The organism is bacterium (genome assembly GCA_026708015.1).
Classification (GTDB): domain Bacteria; phylum Actinomycetota; class Acidimicrobiia; order Acidimicrobiales; family Bin134; genus Poriferisocius.
Genome location: JAPOVT010000023.1, coordinates 41,268 through 60,872 on the forward strand (window position 1 = coordinate 41,268; position 19,605 = coordinate 60,872).

20 protein-coding genes and 2 pseudogenes are annotated in these 19,605 nt (G+C 64.3%); 10 read left to right on the forward strand and 12 right to left on the reverse strand.

Translation table 11 applies throughout. From position 1 onward, the window contains the following. Window positions 1-89: 89 nt before the first annotated feature. Genes OXG30_05185 through cobA form a run of 4 tightly spaced genes read left to right on the forward strand, consistent with a single transcriptional unit; the run spans window position 90 to window position 4,366 of the window. The gene (locus tag OXG30_05185; protein ID MCY4134291.1) at window positions 90-725 is read left to right on the forward strand and encodes a bifunctional precorrin-2 dehydrogenase/sirohydrochlorin ferrochelatase; all 636 of its coding nucleotides are present in this window, start codon (window positions 90-92) and stop codon (window positions 723-725) included. A gap of 18 nt (window positions 726-743) precedes the next feature. Continuing rightward, window positions 744-1,994: a glutamyl-tRNA reductase gene (gene hemA, locus OXG30_05190; protein ID MCY4134292.1), complete on the forward strand. Its 1,251-nt coding sequence runs from the start codon at window positions 744-746 to the stop codon at window positions 1,992-1,994. A gap of 10 nt (window positions 1,995-2,004) precedes the next feature. After that, complete coding sequence (gene hemC, locus OXG30_05195) at window positions 2,005-2,865, forward strand: hydroxymethylbilane synthase (GenBank protein MCY4134293.1); 861 nt, start codon at window positions 2,005-2,007, stop codon at window positions 2,863-2,865. Between the two features lie 31 nt (window positions 2,866-2,896). Then, window positions 2,897-4,366, forward strand: a complete 1,470-nt coding sequence (gene cobA / locus OXG30_05200) for a uroporphyrinogen-III C-methyltransferase (protein MCY4134294.1) — start codon at window positions 2,897-2,899, stop codon at window positions 4,364-4,366. Between the two features lie 213 nt (window positions 4,367-4,579). Here the strand turns inward: cobA and OXG30_05205 are convergent, their stop codons facing one another. The 5 genes and pseudogenes from OXG30_05205 to OXG30_05225 all read right to left on the reverse strand — a co-directional run bounded on the left by OXG30_05205 (window position 4,580) and on the right by OXG30_05225 (window position 9,302). Continuing rightward, entirely contained in the window at window positions 4,580-5,929 is a 1,350-nt protein-coding gene (locus OXG30_05205) for a DUF4143 domain-containing protein (protein ID MCY4134295.1), read from the reverse strand. A 160-nt stretch (window positions 5,930-6,089) separates the two neighbouring features. Then, entirely contained in the window at window positions 6,090-6,584 is a 495-nt protein-coding gene (locus OXG30_05210) for a DUF4143 domain-containing protein (GenBank protein MCY4134296.1), read from the reverse strand. Between the two features lie 70 nt (window positions 6,585-6,654). Then, window positions 6,655-6,933 (reverse strand): annotated as a pseudogene (locus OXG30_05215) (AAA family ATPase). A 464-nt stretch (window positions 6,934-7,397) separates the two neighbouring features. Then, window positions 7,398-8,522 (reverse strand): DNA (cytosine-5-)-methyltransferase, encoded by a 1,125-nt coding sequence (dcm, locus tag OXG30_05220; GenBank protein ID MCY4134297.1) that lies wholly within the window; start codon window positions 8,520-8,522, stop codon window positions 7,398-7,400. Window positions 8,523-8,531: 9 nt separating this feature from the next. Then, window positions 8,532-9,302 (reverse strand): hypothetical protein, encoded by a 771-nt coding sequence (locus OXG30_05225; protein ID MCY4134298.1) that lies wholly within the window; start codon window positions 9,300-9,302, stop codon window positions 8,532-8,534. Window positions 9,303-10,009: 707 nt separating this feature from the next. On the opposite strand from OXG30_05225, the pseudogene OXG30_05230 reads away from it, so the two are divergent. Together OXG30_05230 and OXG30_05235 are read left to right on the forward strand one after the other, a co-directional pair. Beyond that, window positions 10,010-10,477 (forward strand): annotated as a pseudogene (locus tag OXG30_05230) (hypothetical protein). A 365-nt stretch (window positions 10,478-10,842) separates the two neighbouring features. Then, window positions 10,843-11,049 (forward strand): hypothetical protein, encoded by a 207-nt coding sequence (locus OXG30_05235; GenBank protein ID MCY4134299.1) that lies wholly within the window; start codon window positions 10,843-10,845, stop codon window positions 11,047-11,049. 153 nt (window positions 11,050-11,202) lie between these two features. Here the strand turns inward: OXG30_05235 and OXG30_05240 are convergent, their stop codons facing one another. The 3 genes from OXG30_05240 to OXG30_05250 form a co-directional block, all read right to left on the reverse strand. Then, window positions 11,203-12,090 (reverse strand): nucleotidyl transferase AbiEii/AbiGii toxin family protein, encoded by an 888-nt coding sequence (locus OXG30_05240; protein ID MCY4134300.1) that lies wholly within the window; start codon window positions 12,088-12,090, stop codon window positions 11,203-11,205. Then, window positions 12,083-13,072, reverse strand: a complete 990-nt coding sequence (locus OXG30_05245; protein MCY4134301.1) for a transposase — start codon at window positions 13,070-13,072, stop codon at window positions 12,083-12,085. Before OXG30_05245 ends, OXG30_05240 begins: the two co-directional genes overlap by 8 nt. Before the next feature lie 345 nt (window positions 13,073-13,417). Then, window positions 13,418-13,585: a hypothetical protein gene (locus OXG30_05250; protein ID MCY4134302.1), complete on the reverse strand. Its 168-nt coding sequence runs from the start codon at window positions 13,583-13,585 to the stop codon at window positions 13,418-13,420. On the opposite strand from OXG30_05250, the gene OXG30_05255 reads away from it, so the two are divergent. The 3 genes from OXG30_05255 (at window position 13,560) to OXG30_05265 (ending at window position 16,832) form a co-directional block, all read left to right on the forward strand. Next, window positions 13,560-14,693 (forward strand): protein kinase, encoded by a 1,134-nt coding sequence (locus OXG30_05255; GenBank protein ID MCY4134303.1) that lies wholly within the window; start codon window positions 13,560-13,562, stop codon window positions 14,691-14,693. The genes OXG30_05250 and OXG30_05255 overlap by 26 nt on opposite strands. Before the next feature lie 452 nt (window positions 14,694-15,145). Continuing rightward, window positions 15,146-16,396: a hypothetical protein gene (locus OXG30_05260; protein MCY4134304.1), complete on the forward strand. Its 1,251-nt coding sequence runs from the start codon at window positions 15,146-15,148 to the stop codon at window positions 16,394-16,396. 214 nt (window positions 16,397-16,610) lie between these two features. Continuing rightward, window positions 16,611-16,832: a hypothetical protein gene (locus tag OXG30_05265; GenBank protein ID MCY4134305.1), complete on the forward strand. Its 222-nt coding sequence runs from the start codon at window positions 16,611-16,613 to the stop codon at window positions 16,830-16,832. 227 nt (window positions 16,833-17,059) lie between these two features. Here OXG30_05265 and OXG30_05270 read toward each other — a convergent pair whose 3' ends face one another. Together OXG30_05270 and OXG30_05275 are read right to left on the reverse strand one after the other, a co-directional pair. Continuing rightward, window positions 17,060-17,266, reverse strand: coding sequence for a hypothetical protein (locus tag OXG30_05270; protein MCY4134306.1), 207 nt, complete (start codon window positions 17,264-17,266; stop codon window positions 17,060-17,062). A gap of 140 nt (window positions 17,267-17,406) precedes the next feature. Beyond that, on the reverse strand, window positions 17,407-17,679 hold the full coding sequence (locus tag OXG30_05275) for a hypothetical protein (GenBank protein ID MCY4134307.1): 273 nt from the start codon (window positions 17,677-17,679) through the stop codon (window positions 17,407-17,409). Window positions 17,680-17,973: 294 nt separating this feature from the next. Here OXG30_05275 and OXG30_05280 point away from each other — a divergent pair, with 294 nt between their 5' ends. After that, entirely contained in the window at window positions 17,974-18,198 is a 225-nt protein-coding gene (locus OXG30_05280; GenBank protein ID MCY4134308.1) for a hypothetical protein, read from the forward strand. Window positions 18,199-18,456: 258 nt separating this feature from the next. Here the strand turns inward: OXG30_05280 and OXG30_05285 are convergent, their stop codons facing one another. Both OXG30_05285 and OXG30_05290 read right to left on the reverse strand, forming a co-directional pair. Further along, complete coding sequence (locus OXG30_05285) at window positions 18,457-19,104, reverse strand: IS1595 family transposase (protein MCY4134309.1); 648 nt, start codon at window positions 19,102-19,104, stop codon at window positions 18,457-18,459. A 31-nt stretch (window positions 19,105-19,135) separates the two neighbouring features. After that, a complete protein-coding gene (locus OXG30_05290; GenBank protein ID MCY4134310.1) occupies window positions 19,136-19,483 on the reverse strand; it encodes a hypothetical protein in 348 nt (115 codons plus the stop codon). Between the last annotated feature and the right edge of the window lie 122 nt (window positions 19,484-19,605).

Consider the following 19,605-nt stretch of genomic DNA (forward strand, 5'->3'; position numbering starts at 1 on the left):
CAACCATCGCCATCGCCATCTTGTTGTTGGCCATTCTCATCGCGGCGGTCATTCAGCTGTTTGTGCTGGCTCGTTAGCGGAGCACGGCCATGCCTATCGACGAAGTGCTCTATCCGGTGAACCTCCGGGTTCGCGGCCACCGCTGCCTGGTGGTGGGCGGAGGAAAGGTGGCGCTGGCCAAGGTTGACGGGCTGCTGGAAGCGGGGGCGGTGGTTGAGGTGATCGCCCCGGAAGTGGTTGTCGAATTGGATGACCGTTCCGACATTGCCGTGCATCGCCGGGCCTACCGGTCTGGCGACGTGGAAGGCTACCGGCTGGTGGTGGCGGCCACGGGCCGAGCCGAAGTGGATGCCGAGGTTTACCGCGACGGTGAAGCAGCCGGGGTGTGGGTGAACAGCGCCGACGACCCCGACCACTGCTCGTTCACCCTGCCCAGCAGACTGCGCCGAGGACCGCTGTTGGTGACCTGCTCTACGGGAGGGCACAGTCCGGCCCTGTCACGCTGGCTCCGCCAACGATTGGAACACGAGATCGGCCCCGAATACCAGACCCTGTTGTGCCTGCTCAGCGAAGCGCGGGAAAGGATTCGGGCCGAGGGGATGCACACCGAGGGCCTGGCTTGGCAAGATGTATTGGATTCGGGGATGCTGGAGTTGATCCGCTCCGGTGAAACCGGACAAGCGCAAGCAAAGATCGACCGCTTGGTCGACAACACCTTGATGTAGGCGAAAGTCTGGCAAAACGTGTCTGTACTGGCGATAGGCATCAACCACCGATCAGCACCGCTCGGACTGTTGGAGCGGATGACCATCGATGAGTCTGCCCTGCCCAAGGCACTGACCGATCTGATCGGTCGAGCGAATGTTTCTGAGGCGGTGGTGCTGTCCACCTGCAACCGCATCGAGGTCTACGTGTTCGCTGAGACCTTCCACGGGGCCTTCCAGAATGTGCGCGACTTCCTTTCTGAGACCGCCCATGTGGCTCCTGAGCAGTTCAGCGATTCCCTCTACGCCCACTACGAGGCCGATGCCGTTTCTCACCTGTTCTCGGTGGCCTGTGGCTTGGACTCAGCCGTGCTCGGCGAGAACGAGATTCAAGGGCAGGTCAAGAGCGCATGGGAGACGGCCCGGCTGGAGGGCACCTGCGGCTCGTCGCTGAACAACCTTTTCCGCCACGCCACGGAGGTAGGCAAGCGGGCCCGTACCGAGACCGGCATTTCCCGTCATATCACCTCTGTCTCCCAGGCGGCAGTGGCCCTGGCCACCGAGCGGCTGGACGGCTTGGCCGGCCGCCGGCTGATGGTGTTGGGTGCTGGCGACATGGGCGAGGGTATGGCGGCCAGCCTGGCCAAGAGCGAGGCCGCCGAAGTTGTGGTGGCCAATCGCACCACTGGTCGGGGCGAGGAATTGGCCCAGCGGATCGGAGGCCGGGCAGTGGGCCTCCGCGAGATGTCCGCCGAGCTGGCCGTGGTGGACGTGCTGCTCACATCCACTGGTGCGTCGTCGATGATTCTGGAGCATTGCGACGTGGCCGAGATCATGGCTGAGCGAGCCAATCGCCCGCTTTTGATCGTGGACGTTGCGGTGCCCCGCGATGTGGATCCCGCAGCGGGCGATCTGGACGGAGTGACCCTGCTGGACATGGACGATCTGCGGGCCTTCGCTGATCGGGGCCTGCGAGAGCGCCGGGCCGAGTTGGACCGGGTGCGGGGCATCATCGACGACGAACTGAACCGCTATCTGGACCGCAGCTCGGCCCGTGAGGCGGCGCCCTTGATTGCCGCCTTCCGGACTCGAGCGGAGATTCTGCGCAAAGAGGAGCTGGACCGTCATGCGAGCGGTCTGTCCCCGGCCGAGCGGGAAGCGGTGGAAGCGGCCACTCGGGGTTTGGTGGGCAAGCTCCTGCACGAGCCCACCGTCAGGCTGAAGGACGCGGCCGGATCGCCGCGGGGCGATCGCCTGGCCGAAGCGCTCCGGGACCTGTTCGATCTCTAGGGACAACCCCATGCTGCGCGCCGCCACCCGAGGCAGCGCCCTGGCCCGCTGGCAGACCGCCCACATCGCTGAACTGCTGGGCCGCGCCGCCGACGTCGAGCCGATTCTGGTCACCACCACCGGCGACCGGTTGGCCGACGAGCCCATCTCGGCCATCGGCGGCAAGGGGGTGTTCGTCAAAGAGGTACAGGCCGCGGTGCTCGACGGCCGAGCCGACATCGCCGTCCACTCGGCCAAAGACCTGCCCGCGGCCACTCCCGACGGTCTGGTGATTGCCGCGGTGTCCCGCAGGGCTGATCCTCGAGATGCATTGGTGGGCTGTCGCTTATCCGATCTTGTCCAAGGCGCCCTGGTGGCCACCGGTTCGGCTCGCCGCCGGGTGCAGCTCCGGGAGCTTCGTCCCGACCTGCGGTTCGTCGAGCTGCGGGGCAACATCGGTACCCGGCTGAAAAAAGCCACCGACTACGACGCGGTGATAATGGCCAAGGCCGCATTGGACCGCTTGGGCGAACAACCGGCGGTGGTCGACGTGTTGGGCTGTGAGGTCATGGTGCCCCAGGTGGGCCAAGGCGCCCTGGCGGTGGAGTGCCGTGTCGACGACCACCGAGTGCGCTCGTTGTTGGCCTTCATTGAAGACCCTGTTACCCGCCGAGAGGTGGATGCCGAGCGGACTTTTCTGGCCACCCTGGGGGGTGATTGCACATTGCCCGCCGGAGCCCATGCCCACGTTCGAGATGGCACGTTGGCCATGCGAGCCGTGCTGGCCGACGGCCTCGACGGCCGGTGCCACACTGCGGCAGGCGAAAGCGATGACGGGGAGGCGTTGGGACAGGACTTGGCCCGCCAACTGCTCAAGGCGGTGGCCTCATGACCATGTACCTCGAGCTGGCTTGGACAGCCCGATGACCGTGTATTTGGTGGGTGCGGGGCCGGGAGATCCCGACCTTTTGACCCTGAGGGGGGCTGAGGTTCTGGCTGGTGCCGATGTGGTGGTGTACGACCGGCTGTCGGTGGCCACACTGCTCGATTTGGCCCCGGCGGACGCCGAGCGCATCTCGGTGGGCAAACAGCCCGGCGGGCCTCGCACCTCCCAAGACGACATCAATGCCTTGCTGGTGGAGCGGGGCCGGGCCGGACAGGAGGTGGTAAGGCTCAAGGGCGGCGATCCGTTCGTGTTCGCCCGGGGCGGTGAGGAGGCCGCCGCGCTGGCCGCCGCCGGCGTGGCTTTCGAGGTCGTCCCCGGCATCACCTCGGCGGTGGCGGTTCCCGCCTATGCCGGAATTCCGGTGACCATGAGGTATTCCTCCACTTCGTTCACGGTGGTAACCGGCCATGAGGACCCGGCCAAGGGCGAGGGGTCGGTCAACTGGGAGGCGGTTGCCGCGCTGGGAGGCACGCTGGTGGTGCTCATGGGTGCGGCCCGGTGCCGCCCCATCTGCGAGCGGCTGATGGCGGCGGGCATGGACCCCGACACCCCGGCGGCCGCGGTGCAATGGGGCACCCGGCCCAACCAGTACACGCTGCGGGCCACCCTGGCCACCCTGGCCGACTTCGATCCTCAACCGCCTGCCACCATTGTGATAGGCGAGGTGGCTGCTGCTGATCTGGCTTGGTTTGAGAACCGGCCCCTGTTCGGCCGCCGCATTGTGGTGACCCGGGCTCGGCCCCAAGCCGCCGCGCTGGCCGCCGACCTCCGCCGACGGGGGGCAGAGGCTGTCGAATTGCCCGCCATCGAGTTCGAGCCTCCAGAAGACCTCGATCGCCTGGTGAGGGCTGCCGACGAGGTTGGCATCTATGACTGGGTGGTGTTCACTTCGCCCACCGGAGTAGCCCAGTTCTTCGAGCACCTGCGGGACGCCCGCGTCCTAGGGGGAGTGCAGGTAGCGGCCATCGGCCCGGGTACCGCCGCCGCGCTGGCCGACCGCAACGTGGTCGCCGACCTGGTGCCCGAGCAGTACGTGGCCGAGGCCCTGCTTGAGGCTCTGTCCGAAGAGGTCGGGCCCGATGGCCCCGGCCGGGTGCTCATCCCCCGGGCCGAAACCGCCCGCGACGTGCTGCCCGACGGTCTGGCCGCCGCTGGCTGGGACGTGGATGTGGTTCCCGCCTATCGCACCGTCGCTCCGGCCCCCGCCCCCGATACGGCGGCCGTGCTGGCCGAAGCCGAGGTCATCACCTTCACCTCGTCGTCCACCGTGACCAATTTCGTGGATGCCTACGGTATCGACGCGGTGCCCAAGGTGGTGGCCACCATTGGCCCCATCACCACCGCCACCGCCCGCAACCAGGGCCTAGAGGTGACCGTAGAGGCTACCGACCACACCGTGCCCGGCCTGGTCGCCGCCCTAGAGGACTTCTTCACCCGCACAAGTTGACTTGAAAAATGTGTCCGGATTTCCGGCCCGCAGCACACGGCCGCGGTCCAACGCCGCCGATCATGGCCAGCCGTTTTCTCGCTGATGCTCCAAGGCGGCGTTGGTGACTTGTCGGGATAGGCCGGAGACCGATGCCGGCAGCTGCGCGACCTCGGGCCACTCGTGTGCCTGGCGAAGCAGGAGATCTATGCGCTCGGCGGGGTGTTCGGCACCTCAGGGGCCGAGGGTGAACAGGGGCACCACGCTCACGCCGTCGCGGCGCTGGTAGGCGTATCCGTCGGCGGCGGTGATCACCACCAGTGCCGAGGGCGTGCCCATCCGGCGCTCGTCCACCTTTTTGCTGGCCGCCAGCAGCGATCGGGCCGCGCTGTCGATCTGCTCGTCGCCGCCGAGCTTGGCCTCGACGGCGATCCAGCGGCCGTCTCGTGCATCGACGATTGCGTCGGCTTCGGCCCCGGCGGCATCGGTGAACGAGTAGACCTCGGCGTCGGCGGCCTGGGCGTAGATGCGCAACTCTCGGATCACCAACGACTCGAACAGGAATCCGAGCGTTTTGAGGTCGGCCAGCAGCCCGCGGGGGGTGGCTCGCAGGGCTGCGGCGGCCAGCGACGGGTCGCAGAAGTGGTGTTTGGGGCTCGTCAGCAGCGGCGCCCGGGAGCGCAGGTGGGTCGGCCACGCCCGAAGCGGCTCTGTGATATGCAGCCGTTCGAGGGCGTCAAGGTAGGAGCGGACGGTGTGGCGGCTGAGCGGCGCGTCGGCGCTGGCTTCGCCGGCCAGCTTGTTCAGGCTCGCCGCTGTGGCGACATTGCGTGCCAGCGACCTCAGCAGGGCCGACACCCGTATCGGGTCGCGTTCGACGCCGTCGACTTGGCGGATGTCGGCGCGGGCGATGTCGTCGAGATAGCTGCGCAGGGCCCGAGCGGCATCCGCGGGCGGCAGCTGCGCGCCGAAAGCGGGCCAGCCGCCCCGGCACAGCGCGTCCACCGTTTCGGGCAGGTGCTGGCCGGTCGGGGGCCCCTCTGCGGGGACACCGTCGAGCAGGCCGGCCAGCGAGACTGCTTCTGAGGAGAGCCCCTGCTCAAACAGCGACATGGTGCGCAGCGCCAGCCGCTGCACTCTCAGCGCGCCCGAGTGCCTCGTGAGGTCGTCGGCCGGAACGGCTGACCCGGTGAGAATGAACTGGCCGGCGGCGCCCCGGGCATCACAGGCACCGCGCACCGCGGCCCACAGCCCCGGTGCCCGCTGCCACTCGTCGAGCAGCCGCGGAACGGCGCCGTCGAGCAGCCTGCTGGGAGCGGCCTGGGCCAGCGTCCGCGCTGCCCGGTCTTGCTCGAGCAGCGCTTCGCTGCGAGCGAAGCGCTTGGCGAACCACGTCTTGCCGCACCCTTTCGGGCCCTCCACCAGCAGCGCTCGGGCAGTTCGCAAGACAGCCGCGGCTTCAGCCTCGGCGGCGCGTTCTCGATAGCCCGCAGGGGTCAGCGTCGGCTGGTCCGCCGGTGCCGGCTGGCGGCCGTCATCGGTGCGGGGCCCAGTGTGTGCTTCTTCCGCGGCTGCCTCTTCCATGCCATCAATCTACCAAATCTGGTAATACCGATATACCGAATTTGGTAGAGCGAGCCCGCCGACACCCTCCTCACCAGAGACGACCAGCGCCGCTGAGGTGTTGTCGACTCTTCGCGACGGGTCGGTCCCGCGGGCGCTTTTTCCAGGTTCAGCGGCTGGGCTAGGGGCCTAGGGATGTGATGGGGGCCACGCATACTCCGTCGGGGCGTTCATAGGCGTACCCTCCGGCGGTGATGACCATGAGTTTGGCGGGGTTGCCCGTCCTGTCTTGGTCTAGCTTGTCGCACAGGCGCCGCAACGCTCGGGCACCCTTTTCGATTGCGGCAGCGCCGCCGAGCTTGACCTCGGCGGCGATCCATCTCCCGTCGGGATGGGTGACGATCAGATCGACCTCAAGGCTGTCGCTGTCTCGATAGTGCGACACTGAGCAGCGGTTGGCCTGGGCGTACACGAGGAGATCGCGCGTCACCATCGACTCGAACAGTCGGCCCGCGAATGCCAAATCCCGCAGCAATCCGCTGACTTCAACCTCTTGGGCTGCTGCAACAAGCGATGGATCGGCCAGATGGATCTTCGGACTCCGGCGCGCCTGGGTCCGAGAAGCGATGTGGGGGCGCCAGGCTGGCACCTCCTCCAACACGAACAGCCGTGACAACGCCTCCAGTCTCGTGCAGGCTCATCGGACGCATCCTGACCCGCATGATCCTGCCCGCCCCCGAATGCCGGGTGATGTCGTCGGGGGGGTCGGCAGAGCCCGTCAGGATGAACTGGCCCCTCGCGCCCCGACGGTCGCAAGCCCGCCGCATCGGATTCCACACCTCCGGGGCAAGCTGCCATTCATCCAGCAGCCTGGGTGCCTCCCCGTCGAGAATCGACGCCGGATCCATGCCCGCTTCCAACGCGGCGCTCGCCCTGTCGTCCAGGTAGGCAGCGCTCTTGGCAAACTGGCGCCCTGTCCACGTCTTGCCGCAAGCACGAGGACCCTCGATCAACACTGCGGGCATTGTGCCCAGCGCCCGTTGCATCTCCTCGTCGACAACGCGCGGCAAGTACTCATCGGGTGCGATGCCCTCGGTTGCCATGAAACCCCCAATCAAGTTACAGGCATATAATATGCCATTAAAGTGGCGATTATGAAGCCAATAATCTGGCAGTCTGTCAATCTAAGGCCATCCAACCAACTCCTGCCCAACCCCCGGACGCGGAGGCCGTTGAGGACGGCACCCGGGAGGGACCAGTATTCCCCGCCCAAGCGGAGGCCGTGGGGCAAGCCTGCGGTGAATCGTCTATTGATGCGCCGAATCGTGGGTTTGTGCGGTGAATCGTCTATTGATGTGGGCCTCGGCTGGGGTCGTTTTGTTCGGGGTGGGGGGCTGGGAGCTCTTGTTGGATTTGATCGATCCGGTTGAATGCCTGTGGGGCGGCGGGGGGAGGTGTTCGCCGGCGGCGTCGAGCAGCCAGCACCCCGCTAGAAGAGTCGGAGGGGGGTGTCTTCCAATTGTGGGAATGCTCGACCTGTGTTGAGGGCTCGGAGTGCCTCTCTGATGTTGTGGCCTAGCCGTTCGGCAAATTGGACGGGGACGGCGTTGCCGATTTGGAGGTGGACGTCTCGTTTGTTGCCGCCTACGAACTCCCAGGAGTCTGGGAAGGTCTGGAGACGGGCATATTCCCGGTGGGTGAGCGATCGGAGGCGGTCGGCCTGGACACGCCATAAGGTGACATCGGTGTCTGGATTGCGGACGAATTTTGCCTCTCTGCTTCGATCCCTTGGCTCGCGGCGGGCAGAGACGTGCCCGTGGGCGAGGCCCCATATCGTCGCGGTATCTACTGCCGGGAATGAGCGATCCCAGTCCCGAATCGGGTTTCCGTCGGAAGCCGTCCGGGAGAACCTTACAACGCTCATGGGCGCATCTTGGCCGGGGTCCATCCCGCGATCAACATGCACCTGCGACTTGAAGCCCCATGAGGGATCGTGATTGGGCAAGGAGATCTTGTCGTTGTGAGCGAGATCCCATAGCCATGGGCGGATCGGCTCGTAGCCGGAGGGGGCTGGGAGGTGCCATCTGTCAGGCGCCTTGTCTCGGAATGCCACGAATACGAACCGGCGGCGAGTCTGAGGCACGCCGTGAGCATCCATCTTGAACACGTCCCAAGCAATGTCCCCATATCCAGCCTCAGCCAGCGACACAGCGATCTCCTTGATGAATGGCCGTCCGGTGTCCGGATGCAACATCGTGCGCAAGTTCAAGACGTTCTCGATAATGACAACGCGAGGACGCACTTGTTGGGCAACCCGGCACACTTCTCGGAACAGCCCGTTTCTATCGTCCGCTGCCTGGCGGTTCCCGCCGAGGCTGAACCCTTGGCATGGCGGTCCGGCCACCAGCACATCCGGGGTGTCGGGCAGACTGTCAGGCGTCCAATCCCGCACATCAGCCTCGACTGGATTCCATTCGGGCCGGTTCTTGCGGAGCGTGTCGACAGCGTTCGGGTCATGATCGACAGCAGCGACGGTGGTGAATCCCGCGGCCTCGAATCCAAGGTCAAGACCCCCCGCACCGGAAAACATGCTGAGTGCGGTCAGTTCGCCCACAAACCCACTCTAGGCACTTGGAGTGACACTGTTGCTCATGGTCACCTCGGCACCCGGACCTTCAGACCGGGCAATCCGCCATGCCCGGAAGTGGTGCTGTCGTCCAGCCGTTGGATTCTCGCGGTACGTGGCACTCAACTGGTTTGTGGCGAAATCAAACGAATAGCCGGTCATCACATCTTCAACCTCAACCCGAGCGACCTCGCCGACTTGCACGAATCCGCCGCCGGGATCATCGCCAGCGGGGAGCAGCAGGGTGCGAGTACCCTCAACCCCTTCAAGCAGGGCTACCGGGGTCGGCATCACGTACATCTTGCGGTCGCGGAGCAAGATATCGCCATAGCTGCCGAAACCCCGAGTGCTTGTGTTCTTGTGCTCGTAAGCGTCGTCGGCATTGAGGAAGGAGCCGGGGACAATTACAAGGTCCACAACCGGAAAGTTGTTGCCCTCCGGGGACGCCGGATACCTGCCGAACGCGTAGTAGATCGTCCGCCCATTGTGTGTCGGTCGCGCCACCTGGCTATTCCCATCAAAAGAAGCATCGCGCCCCGGTGTGGCCAGCCCCTTCACTTCGATGCCTTCGGGGGCGTTTACCAACGTCAAATCCGGGTAGCTGTTCCGACCGGGATCGTCGTGATTGATGCCAGCCTCGCCGAGACGGGCCTGCACCCAACGCTGAAAGTGAAACTCCTTATCGTCGCGCCCCTCACGAACTATCAGCTCACCACGAACAATGGCAGCATCCATCGACCGAAAAGCAGCAGGGATCAGCGAGGACACTTTGCGATTTTCGCATCCCCAGCCATCAAGTACGAGGATCCCAGGGGGTGAGCTCTACCGGTGGTTGCTGCTGGTCGGCCATGGTGGCCGGTGTCGTGGCAGCGACCGACGGGTGGAGGTTTCCGGTGTGGCACGGCGGCTTTGTTTTGAGGTGCGCGTCCGGATCGAGGTGATGGTGGGGGCGGGGGGCGGCGCTGGGGGGGGGCGAGGCGGTTGGGCCGCCATCCCGCGACGGTGCAGCGCGAGCTCGGGCGGGCGGGGCCTGGGCCTATTGCGCGAGGCGGGCGCAGGCTGCTGCCGACGGACGCGCCGCGCGGCCCAGGTTGCCGAAGCTGGCTGGCGGCCCCGTTTTGGCTTGCGAGGCGCAGCGGCGCCCGGCCCAGCGGTGGTCGCCGCGTGCGGTCTCAGCTGAACTCGCAGAGCTGGGCCACAAGGCGCGCGCGGAGTCGATATGCCGGGGGCGCTATGACCGCAGCGGCAGCAGCGGGCTGGACCCGGATTCGCGGGAGCTGCTGCCCCGCCGGCGCAGGCACCGCAAACCGCGAAGCCGCTGCGGGCGGGCCGAGCGCTCTGTTCTGGGCGGATACAAGCCCACAGCAGACCGGCCCCCTCCGCCGAGGACCGCCAAGAGCCCGGCCGCTGGGAGGGCGACCTGGTCAAGGGCAAGAACAACCGCTCAGCGGTGACCACCCCCCGTCGAGCGCTCCAGCCGCCACACGCTATTGGCGGGCCTGCCCGACGGCTACGGCGCCAAAAGCACCGCCGAAGCCGCCGCCGCGCCGGCCCGCCAGCCCGAGGCCATGGCCCGCACCCTCGCCCGGGACCAGGGAACAGAGACGGCCCGATGGGCCGACATCGAAAAAACCCTGGACACCGAGGTGTACTCCTGCGACCCCCACTCCCCCCGGCAACGACCCGCCAACGAGCAGAACAACGGCCTACTCCGACGCCGGCAGCCCAAAAGCACCGACCCCCACATCCCAGCAGCGCGCCCGCCCACAATCGAGGACAACCTCAACACCATGCCCCGCAAACTCCACCACCGGCAATCAGCCCAAACCATCCACACTGCCCTCAACAGCAACCACCGACAGAGCTTGCCGCCCAGAGGGCTGGGGCAAGGCGCAAGAGCCAGGTGCTGTCACACCCCAGCCCTATCAGAACGTGGGGATTGATCGTTCAAAAAGTCGGAGGAATGAGGCATTGGCGACAGACGTTCGGCTTGCCCTAGCCCAGCAACTTGTCGGGCAGCAAGGGGGCTTACCCGACAACGACATCGCAGCCTCCGTCGGCTCCCGAGGCGACGGCTGTGTCATCGGCGATAGCCTCCAAAATCAAGGCCAGCAACCCTCCCACATGCTGTTTGAAAAAACCGGCAAACCGTCGCGCGGAGTCAGACGCAACACATGCGTCTGATTTCGCTGTCGGTCCCAGGACGCATATATTGCACCCAGCTCCGACGGAGGGCAGCGATTCGTGTAGCAGCGAAGGTCGTTCAAATTATGAACAATGTGTCGCTGCCATGCCTACACTCTTGTGCATGAAGACCGCGCACACCCCCCAACTTCAGGAAGCGGCGAGTTCTGTTGAGGACGGCGTGTACTGCCCCACCCCTGAGCAGATCCAAGCAGCCGAAGAGCGACTGCTGGAGAAGTGTGGTTTCTCCAGGGAAGAGTTGGAAGAGCAGGCAAGGCAGGGCAAATTCAAGACGGAGTCAGCGAAGCGCGCTTGGTTCTGCCTCCCCTGACATGACCCCATCGCTTTCCAAGCAGGCGAAGCAATTCGCCGACGACTTGTCGCGTCTTCTCAACAACTCTGCCATCTGCTCTTGCGTCATTTGAGCTTGCTGCCGTGGGGCGAAGACTCTTGCCAGAGTGCTCTCCGCTGAACTTCGACAGATTCAGTATCTGTGGTTGTCGTCGGAGTGAGGGGGCCTCTTGCACTGCTTCTTGGTCCGTTTGCCAATGTGCTGGCAACGTCCTGTGTTCCGCTTGGCGGCAGTGCCTTCGGAAGTGGGGCTGGACCCTGCGATTAGTTCGTCGAAGTCTGGGGTGAGCCCAGCCTGGCCTTTTCTGTCGGGCGGTTCGGGACGGTTCTCGCCGACTTGAGCGCGGCGCATTTGGTGCAGGCGTTGTTCTAGATCGGGCGCGCGGCTCGCGAGGTATCGGAGCACGTCGTCTTTCCGGTCTTCGAATATCGGGTCGATGTCGAGCTCTCCGGGTGTCTCGAGGAGTTGGACGATTCGGGCGGCGTCATTGGAAGCCGGCGTGATCCCGTAGCGCCGCATGTGGAAGCGGAGCCCGTCTTCGAGGGTGTAGGGGCCTGCCATATCCATCGCCATCAGGTCGATGTAGTCACGCAGCTTCGGCCGATACATGATGACATCGAGCTTGGAGGCGAGCAGGTCCGGGAGGGACGCGACCGGGAGGCCGTCAATTCCGAAGGGTTGTTTGAGGGTCTTCACGTGGCCGGGGGTGGCTCCCCTGTGCGGGGTGCGGAACACCTGGATCAGGACTCCCTTGACCCTGGCGTGCATCTGATCGGGGCCACTGGCGTCCACTTCGATATCGCCGGTGCTGTCTCTGAGTCTCCGGGCGAGGCGGTCCCCGGAGAAACCCTTGTGGGCCATGTAGTCGAGGTCGTAGGAGATGCGATGGCGCATGTGTATGGCGAGTGCGGTGCCGCCCATCAGGCACCCGTCGATGCGCTTCGTGGCCTTTTGCAGGATGGGCCACACTTCGCGCGTTTCTGGCGAGAGGATGTCGCTCCAGGCGTCGATCTCAGCCATGGGCGCGTTGGGCAAGGGCCTTGTCGATGCGAGCAGCTATTTCCCCCGTGTCGTAGCCGCGCATCGTCCGGCACTTTCGCAGCGCCTCTTCCGGCAAGCACCTCAGTGCCCATGTCTGGGCTACGGGGTCTGGGCCGTCGAGGATGGTGGTGGCCACGAAAAAGGCGTCTTCGGGAAGCCTGAGGTCTTTGGCACTCGACCCGTTCCAGAACAAGCTCCAGAATTCGGGCGGTATTCGATCGGGACAAGTGCGGTCCACCTGCTCTGGTCGGGGGGGCAGGTATGCCATAGCGGTAATGCACTCCTCGTTGAGGTCGAGCGACCACAGCGGCAACGTTTGCGACCCATACCCCCACGGCACGCTGGATTCCTCGCATCGGGCGTAGCCCAGTTCGGCAAGCGACTTCAAGCACCGTCGTGCGTGGTCGTCGGACAGGCCGGCTTCGCTGGCAACCTGGTCAAGGGCGGTGCCCCTGATTCTGTTCCGCAGCACCGCCATTACGGCGCGCTGCCCCCTGCTCAGGTCGGCAACCGGATTGTTGCCGGGGTCGAATGACGCGGGAAGCCGGTTCCGCAGCGCTTGTGCAGGATCGTGATGCTGGTGCAAGAGCGCCACCAAGCGGCTCTCCCCCGGCGGTTTCCCTGTCACTTCCAAAGCGGCAGCGATACGACGAGCAGCAGGAGCGGATATCTCCAACTCGCGAACCAGCGCAGCAGGGCGAATGTCAGCACACTGTGCAGCCGCTACCCACTTGGAGACTCCGACCTTGGAGCCGTGCATGGCCGTGTGGGTCGTGACGGTGAAATCCCCCCGGCACACTCGGCATCGCCACTGCTTCACGGGCCGCTCAGCTCGAATCGCCGGCTCGCCGGCCCCGCACTTTGGACATTCCGCGCCATTGGGCCACCTGAGCCTCTCCAGGTATGTCTCTGTAGAGAGCCCAGAGGGCTGGGGCAAGGCGCAAGAGCCAGGTGCTGTCACACCCCAACCCTATCAGAACGTGGGGATTGATCGTTCAAAAAGTCGGAGGAATGAGGCATTGGCGACAGACGTTCGGCTTGCCCTAGCCCAGCAACTTGTCGGGCAGCAAGGGGGCTTAGCCCCGCGTGGGCGGGTGAGGTTCCCCGCTTCGACGCGAAGAGCCCCAAAACGGTGTTGCCAAGATTGGCAACACCGTTGTACGGTAGAGGCATGGCAGGCAGACGAATAGCCGACATGCTTCGCAATGCCAGACAGGCCAAAGGCCAGTCTTTGAGGAACGCTGCGAAGGACCTCGGCGTGGACGCGTCGTACCTTTCCCGAGTGGAAACAGGGGAGCGGCAACCATCAGCCGAACTGCGCGATCGTGCGGTAAGCCACTATGCGCTCGACGGCGAACACGTTGCGTTGGCCGCTGGCGACATCCCACCCGACATTGCGGAAATCCTCCTGCAACACCCCGAGCTTCTCGTTGAAATCCGAGCCAGATATGGCCAGCTTCGCTAATGCCTGCATCGGCCAGACCCTCAGCGGGCGCTACCGGCTCGCAGCCCATATCGGCGACGGTTACTTCTCCCATGTGTTCAAAGCCAGCGATCAACAGACCGCAACGCTGGCCGCTGTGAAGATGCTCGCTCCGAGCGCTACCAGTGACCCTGGCGCAGTGATGGAGTTTGACGAGGAGGGGATGCTCCTGGAGAAGTCAGAAAAGGTCCGCAATGTCGTCTCGCTGATCGAATCGGGACAGTCGGAATTGTTCATTGACATTGGAGGCTCGCCTACGAGGATGCGTGTGCGCTTTCATGTGTTGGAGTTGGGTGACGGGTCGCTTGACGAACTTCTGCCGCATCGGCATGAGCTCAGCTGGCATGCCAAGATGCTGCTCTTCCGGGATGTCGTGTCAGGCGTCCATCAAATGCATGGCAAGCGGATCATGCATAGGGACATCAAGTCATCAAACGTGCTCTTGTTTGACACAAAGAAACCCGTCTTGTCCCTGATGTCCGGCTCAGGTGGACTGCCGGTATCCAACCTGCTCTTGTCCGACTCGAGAAAGCCCGTCGCCACAGCGAAAATCTCCGATCTGGGACGCAGCCGCAGCCTGGACCGAAGCCCTCGGTTTTCTCCGTCCGCGTACGCGTCAGGGCGAGGCGACCACAGTTACGCGCCGCCAGAGTTCCTCTGGAACCTGGCCGACGGGAACGACCTAACAGCTCTTAGGCGGGCCGACATCTACCTTCTCGGCTCGGTCCTGTACGAAATCGCCACCGGTCTGGGAATTACAGCGGTGACGTTGCCGGATTGGCAATTCCACCTCGATCACACAGCAGCTATGGAACGAGAAGATCGAGAAGCCAGTTTCTGCGCTGCGGCACGTTACATGAGGGAAAGATACGAGTCGGCTTTGGGGGAGCTGGAGGATGAGGTGCCTCCGCAAATACGACAACACGTTGTGGACCTGGTACGCCAGATGTGCAGCCCCGTCCCCGCCTTTCGGGAGCGCCGCCGTCGAGCTGAGCAGAACAGCCCTTTGTGGGGCCTGCAATGGGTGTTTCGCCGCGTGGACATCATCATCAAGACCCTTGACCGAACAGCGTATGAAAGGAGGAGAGTGAACATATGACCATGACCATCCAAGAAGACAGAATCCTCGCCCCGCCAAACCCCGCGGCTGCCCGCATCGTCGTGCCGCTAAGCGAGGACCAGCAATTGCAGTCCCCAGAAATAGCACTCCTGCCCAACCCTTATTCCGGCCAAATCGACGGTGACCTCTTGCAGGCTCGTGCCCTAGCAGACAAGTTTCCAGGTTCGCCTACTGCGCTGGCCAGGCTCGCGGTCAGTGAGGTGAGCTTCGGAAACCGTGTTAGCGCATGGGAGGCGGCAAAGCAGGTATTGGAGAATGAGACCATCGACGCCCCAGCACTTATAGCTGCGTCGCAGGTTGCCGCGGGTTTAGGAGAGGTTGCCCTTGCGGACCAAGGACTCCGAAAGGTGTTGGAAGCACCCTCTGTGGGGAACGGAGCCAAACGCTCTGCGGCCGTGCTTGCGGCTAGGTTCGCAGTGCATCAAGGGTGGTTGGACAGAGCGCTGGAGCTTCTTGAAGACAATGAGAGTGAGACGGGGGCGGCGCTCAAAGGGGCGGTGCTGGCGCAAGTGGGCCGGTGCCATGACGCCATTCGCGAATTGCGCGCAGCTCTGAGGAGTGTTCCCGACTCCCCCTCAACCCTGTGCAACCTCGGCTACGCATACGCGATGGCAGGCTCCGCCCGGAAGGCCATCCGGGCTACGTCCGCCGCTGCTGCTCTCGCACCGGCAGACCGCACAGCGGGCCTCAATCTGGCTGCCTTCCTGCTCTCTCAGGGCGAAACCAGCGAGGCGGTATCGGCCATTGACCGCCTCGCTGCCCATCACCCCGGCGACATCCAACTGGTGCTTGCCGCAGCAGCGGCCCTGCACATCTCAGGAGATGCCAAAGGCGCGTTGAAGCGCCTGCGACGAGCGGACACGTCAAGGGATATTCAAGAGGCTGCACCCGCCCAGAAGGAGGAACTCCGGCTCTACATCGACCTGTTGACTCCTCCGGCAAAGCCCCGCAAGGAGGTGTTTGATCGCGCGTTGGAGGCACTGGAACGGTGTGACTACCGAAGCGAGATGATCGCCCGCTTGCTCGCTAATACTGCGAAGACAACGGCTGACCTTCCAGCGCTGGAATCCGCTTACAGCGAACTCATCGAGCGCTACGACCGCCCGGCGCTGCTGGCCGTCGAGCAAGAAGTCGCATTTCTGCGTTTCGAGTTCGACCGCAGTCTGAAAGCCGCTGTCGAATGGGTTCGAGAAGAACCGTTCTCCGCCGCTGCTCACATCGCTGCCACCTATCTGCTGTGCATGTACAAGGGGGATTACCAAGAAGCAGCTCGCATCGGGCTGGCCGGAATCAGGCGTGGCATCGGCGACGACGTGCTCCGCAATAATGTCGCTTTCGCCCTCGCAATGGGTGGCGATCCCGATGGGGCGGAACGAGTGCTTCCCGACCTGTCGGAATGTGATCTCGCCTTGACCACCGCAGGACTCATCAAAGCCGTGAGAGGAGACCTCGAAGAGGGCATCGCCCTGTACGAGGAGGGCGAAAGAAGGTTCCGCGAAGAGGGAGATCTCGACCTTGCGGGCATCATTGCAATAGGCAAGGCATTTGCAATTCTCGCAACCGGCCACAAAATCCCCGAAGGCTATCTGAGCGGTTTGGCCAGCAAGAAAAGCACCGACCCCAGATTCGCCCTTGTCCACATCGCCATCACGCGAGAGGCAGACGCCCAAGAGCCTCAATAGCAAAACACCCTGGTGAGCTTTCCCCCCTGAGCTTCCCCCTAATCGTGGATTGTTGGTTCTGGGATAGGGTTGACGGGGTGGAAGCCCGGCCAGCCAAGATCAAGCGGGATGTGCCTCGGCGCATTGGTATCGTCCCTCCCTTTAATTGGGGGCGGCGCCAGGACGCGGCTTGCTCCGTTCGGAAGACGACCAGGTGGCCATTTCGATTTTGAGGATGCCAGCGTCGGTCGATGTGGAGAGGGTGAAACAGGTTGTGGTCTATGTGGAGGCGGGGTCCGACGATCCGGTCGGTACGGGGGGCGGCCCTCCGATCGACGAGGAGACGCGCCAGGCGCTCGAAGTGATCAGCAACGAGTATGCGGAGCTGTGTGATCGCCTGTTTGCCGGCGACCCGGAGCTGAGCTACGGGTCGCCAGACGACTTCGCCAGTCGTTAGTCGCCGGTGGCAACTTCTCAATCGTGGAGATCGGCAAGAGGCCAACACGGCTCAGCAGACGCGCTATCGGAGCGATCCCTGGCTGACCGATGCCGACAATCATTCTCCCAGTGACGAACAACGAGGTCCGCTGGTCAGACCCCTTTTTGGCCACCATTGGATAAGAGGTAGCGCTGATAGGCGCAAACCTGCGGAAACGTTGGGGCTTATATCTAATGCTGCCCAAGCTAGGCGGGCTGGCGTAGCTCGGTTCGCAGTGTCCGCAGTTCGCTGTGCAGTGCGTCGAAGTCTTCCTCGAACCACTGCATGAGCAGAGCACCCGATAGGGCTTGCTCACCGTGCAAGATCATGCCGTTCAGTCGGTCGTGGTATTTGTCGCGCCGGTCGCGTGCCCAGTTTTCGACTACGAGCAGGGTGTCGATGTTCTCGCTCATTGGGTTTGAGGATTTTGTCGGCTAGGTCTTCGGGGGTGCCGTCGAAGTGGAAGGTTTCGTCGGGGTCGTAGAGGTCTTCGAGTTCGGGTGGGGGTTCTTCGGGGGTGCGGGCCATGACGGTCAGCGTAGCCGCTGGGCGGCTAGGAACTGGCGGGGCCGAGTTGGCGTTTGTGCTTGTCGCGGGTGATGAAGATGAGGAAGAACACGACGGCGAGGACGAACCAGCCGATCCCGCCCAAAATGAGCGCGTCGGCGGCGTCGTTGGCGTCTCGGGCCTCGATGCAGATGTCGAGCCAGTCGCTAGAGAGGGGGGCGTCCCGGCACTCTTCGGTTTTCTTGTCGGCGTCGATGCCGACGGGGATGCCGATGCCGATGAACAGCACCCCAGCACCAGGGAGATGATGGTGAGCCATTTCATGACCCGGCGGGTCTTGTTCAGGACGACTTGTTCCTCGAAGCCGGGCGGCGGGGTTGGTTCGGTCATTGTGGGTGGCCCCCTTCGGAGGTCGGGTGTCGATTGCCGTCGATGCCGCGACCGGCCCGAAGGAGGCCAGGGGGTGACCCCCGGCCTTTCGGTCGCGGCTTGATATCGACGGCAGCCGCCAACCTAACCGCCTCGTCAGGGGGTGCCCACCGGGGTGGACAGGGAGTCAACCCGGCAGCTACCGTCCCCGCTTACACTTGATGAGCAACCTCGGGAGGCATCCATGAGCGCCGAACTGTTGCAACTACTGAACCCAAAAAGCTGGCTTGGCAGACGACAGACTGCTTCAACGACTAAACCCGCCGATCCAGAGGCCCGCATTCGGGCGGAGGAAGCTGAGATGGACCGCCAGATCGCCGACGGCACCATCGGCCACGATGCCCTTTCGCGGGAGGAACTAGCGGCGAAATTCAACGACGATCTCGGGCGCGAAGAGTTCGCTGTCTGACACAATGCCCCGCTGGAGATGGGCGAACCTGCGCGTCCTCGATGAGTGGGCAGAGGGTCGAAGCGACCAGGAACGGACAGCCGTCTACCGGGCGATGATGGCGGCTATGGAGTCCGACACGCTGCCGGGAAGGCCGGTGCTGACCCCACCTGGACGATTGCGGCGAGTGATCGAGACAGAAGCCGCTACCATCAAATTCGCCCCGCCAGAGGACATGTGGAACGCTGCCCACGACTGCCTATTCCTACTGGAGATTGGTTAGGCGGCTGGCATTTCGTGGCGTTGGCGGAAGTGCGGTCCCTGAGCGATCAACGCCTCGTAGGTGAGCCGCCTCCCGTCCATGCCCCTCACCAGCTCGCCCATCTGGTCGATGGTGTCCTTCGGACGCTCGTTGTGCCGATGCGAGAACTCAGCCACATAACGGTCCAAGTGCTCCGAGGAGAGCTGGTGGTACGTCCTGTGATATCCCCTTTTGAGCATCGACCAGAACGACTCCATGCCGTTCGCGTGGGCCATCCCATCGGCCCACTGGCCAACGCTGTGGGCCACCGCCCGGTGCCGATACCCGCGGCGTGTGAGCGGCCTGTAGCCCGCCGCCTCGTCGGTCAACACCAGCGCCCCCTTCTCGGCGTGATCGGCGACCATGCCGACCAGAGTCGGCGCTGACGTGTCAGCCACCACACGGGCCGCGATCTTGTTGGTGGCCCGGTCCTTCACCCCGGCCACGATGGCCTTGCCAAAGGGACCGCCAGCCGCCCTCATCCGCTTGTGGCGGTGCTTGTTCTTCTCCAAACCCCCGACATAGGTCTCATCGGCCTCCACCGGCCCGGAGAACACGAAGCCCCCATCGGCGGCCATCGCCTCCCGGAAACGGTGCAACAGGAACCAGGCCGCTTTCTGGCCGATCCCCAGAGCCTTCTACGACATCCAATTCAAGTCAGCGCAGAACCGGCGCGGACGCTAGCCCGCCGCCCATAGCCGGGACCGCCCACGGTAACCTCCGAATCGCAGCCCGGGCGATCAACGACAACGCTCCAATGTCGGCAGTTGGTCGAAGTGCCCGCAGGGCGGGGAGGGCGGCGGGCGGGGCACAGCTCCAACTCCGGGTCCCCATGGTGGCGGTGTCGGCGCTGTAGACGGCTATCGCCTCGCCGGGCACGGCATGGGCGAGGATGGTGTGGGTCTCTGCGGTGGCGCGGGCTTGGTCTTCGCGGCCCATGGACCCGGAGGTGTCGACGACCATGGCTATGCGGGCGGTGGGCCGGGCCGCCCCGGGTCGCAGCACGGACCCGTGGTCGGGGCGACGGGTTCGCGGGGAGTGCTCTGTGGGGTGGGCTTTGGGTGGGGTTAATGGTAGTAGGATTTGTGATTGGTGCTTCTCCTTGTATTGCTTGGCCGCTGGGTGGC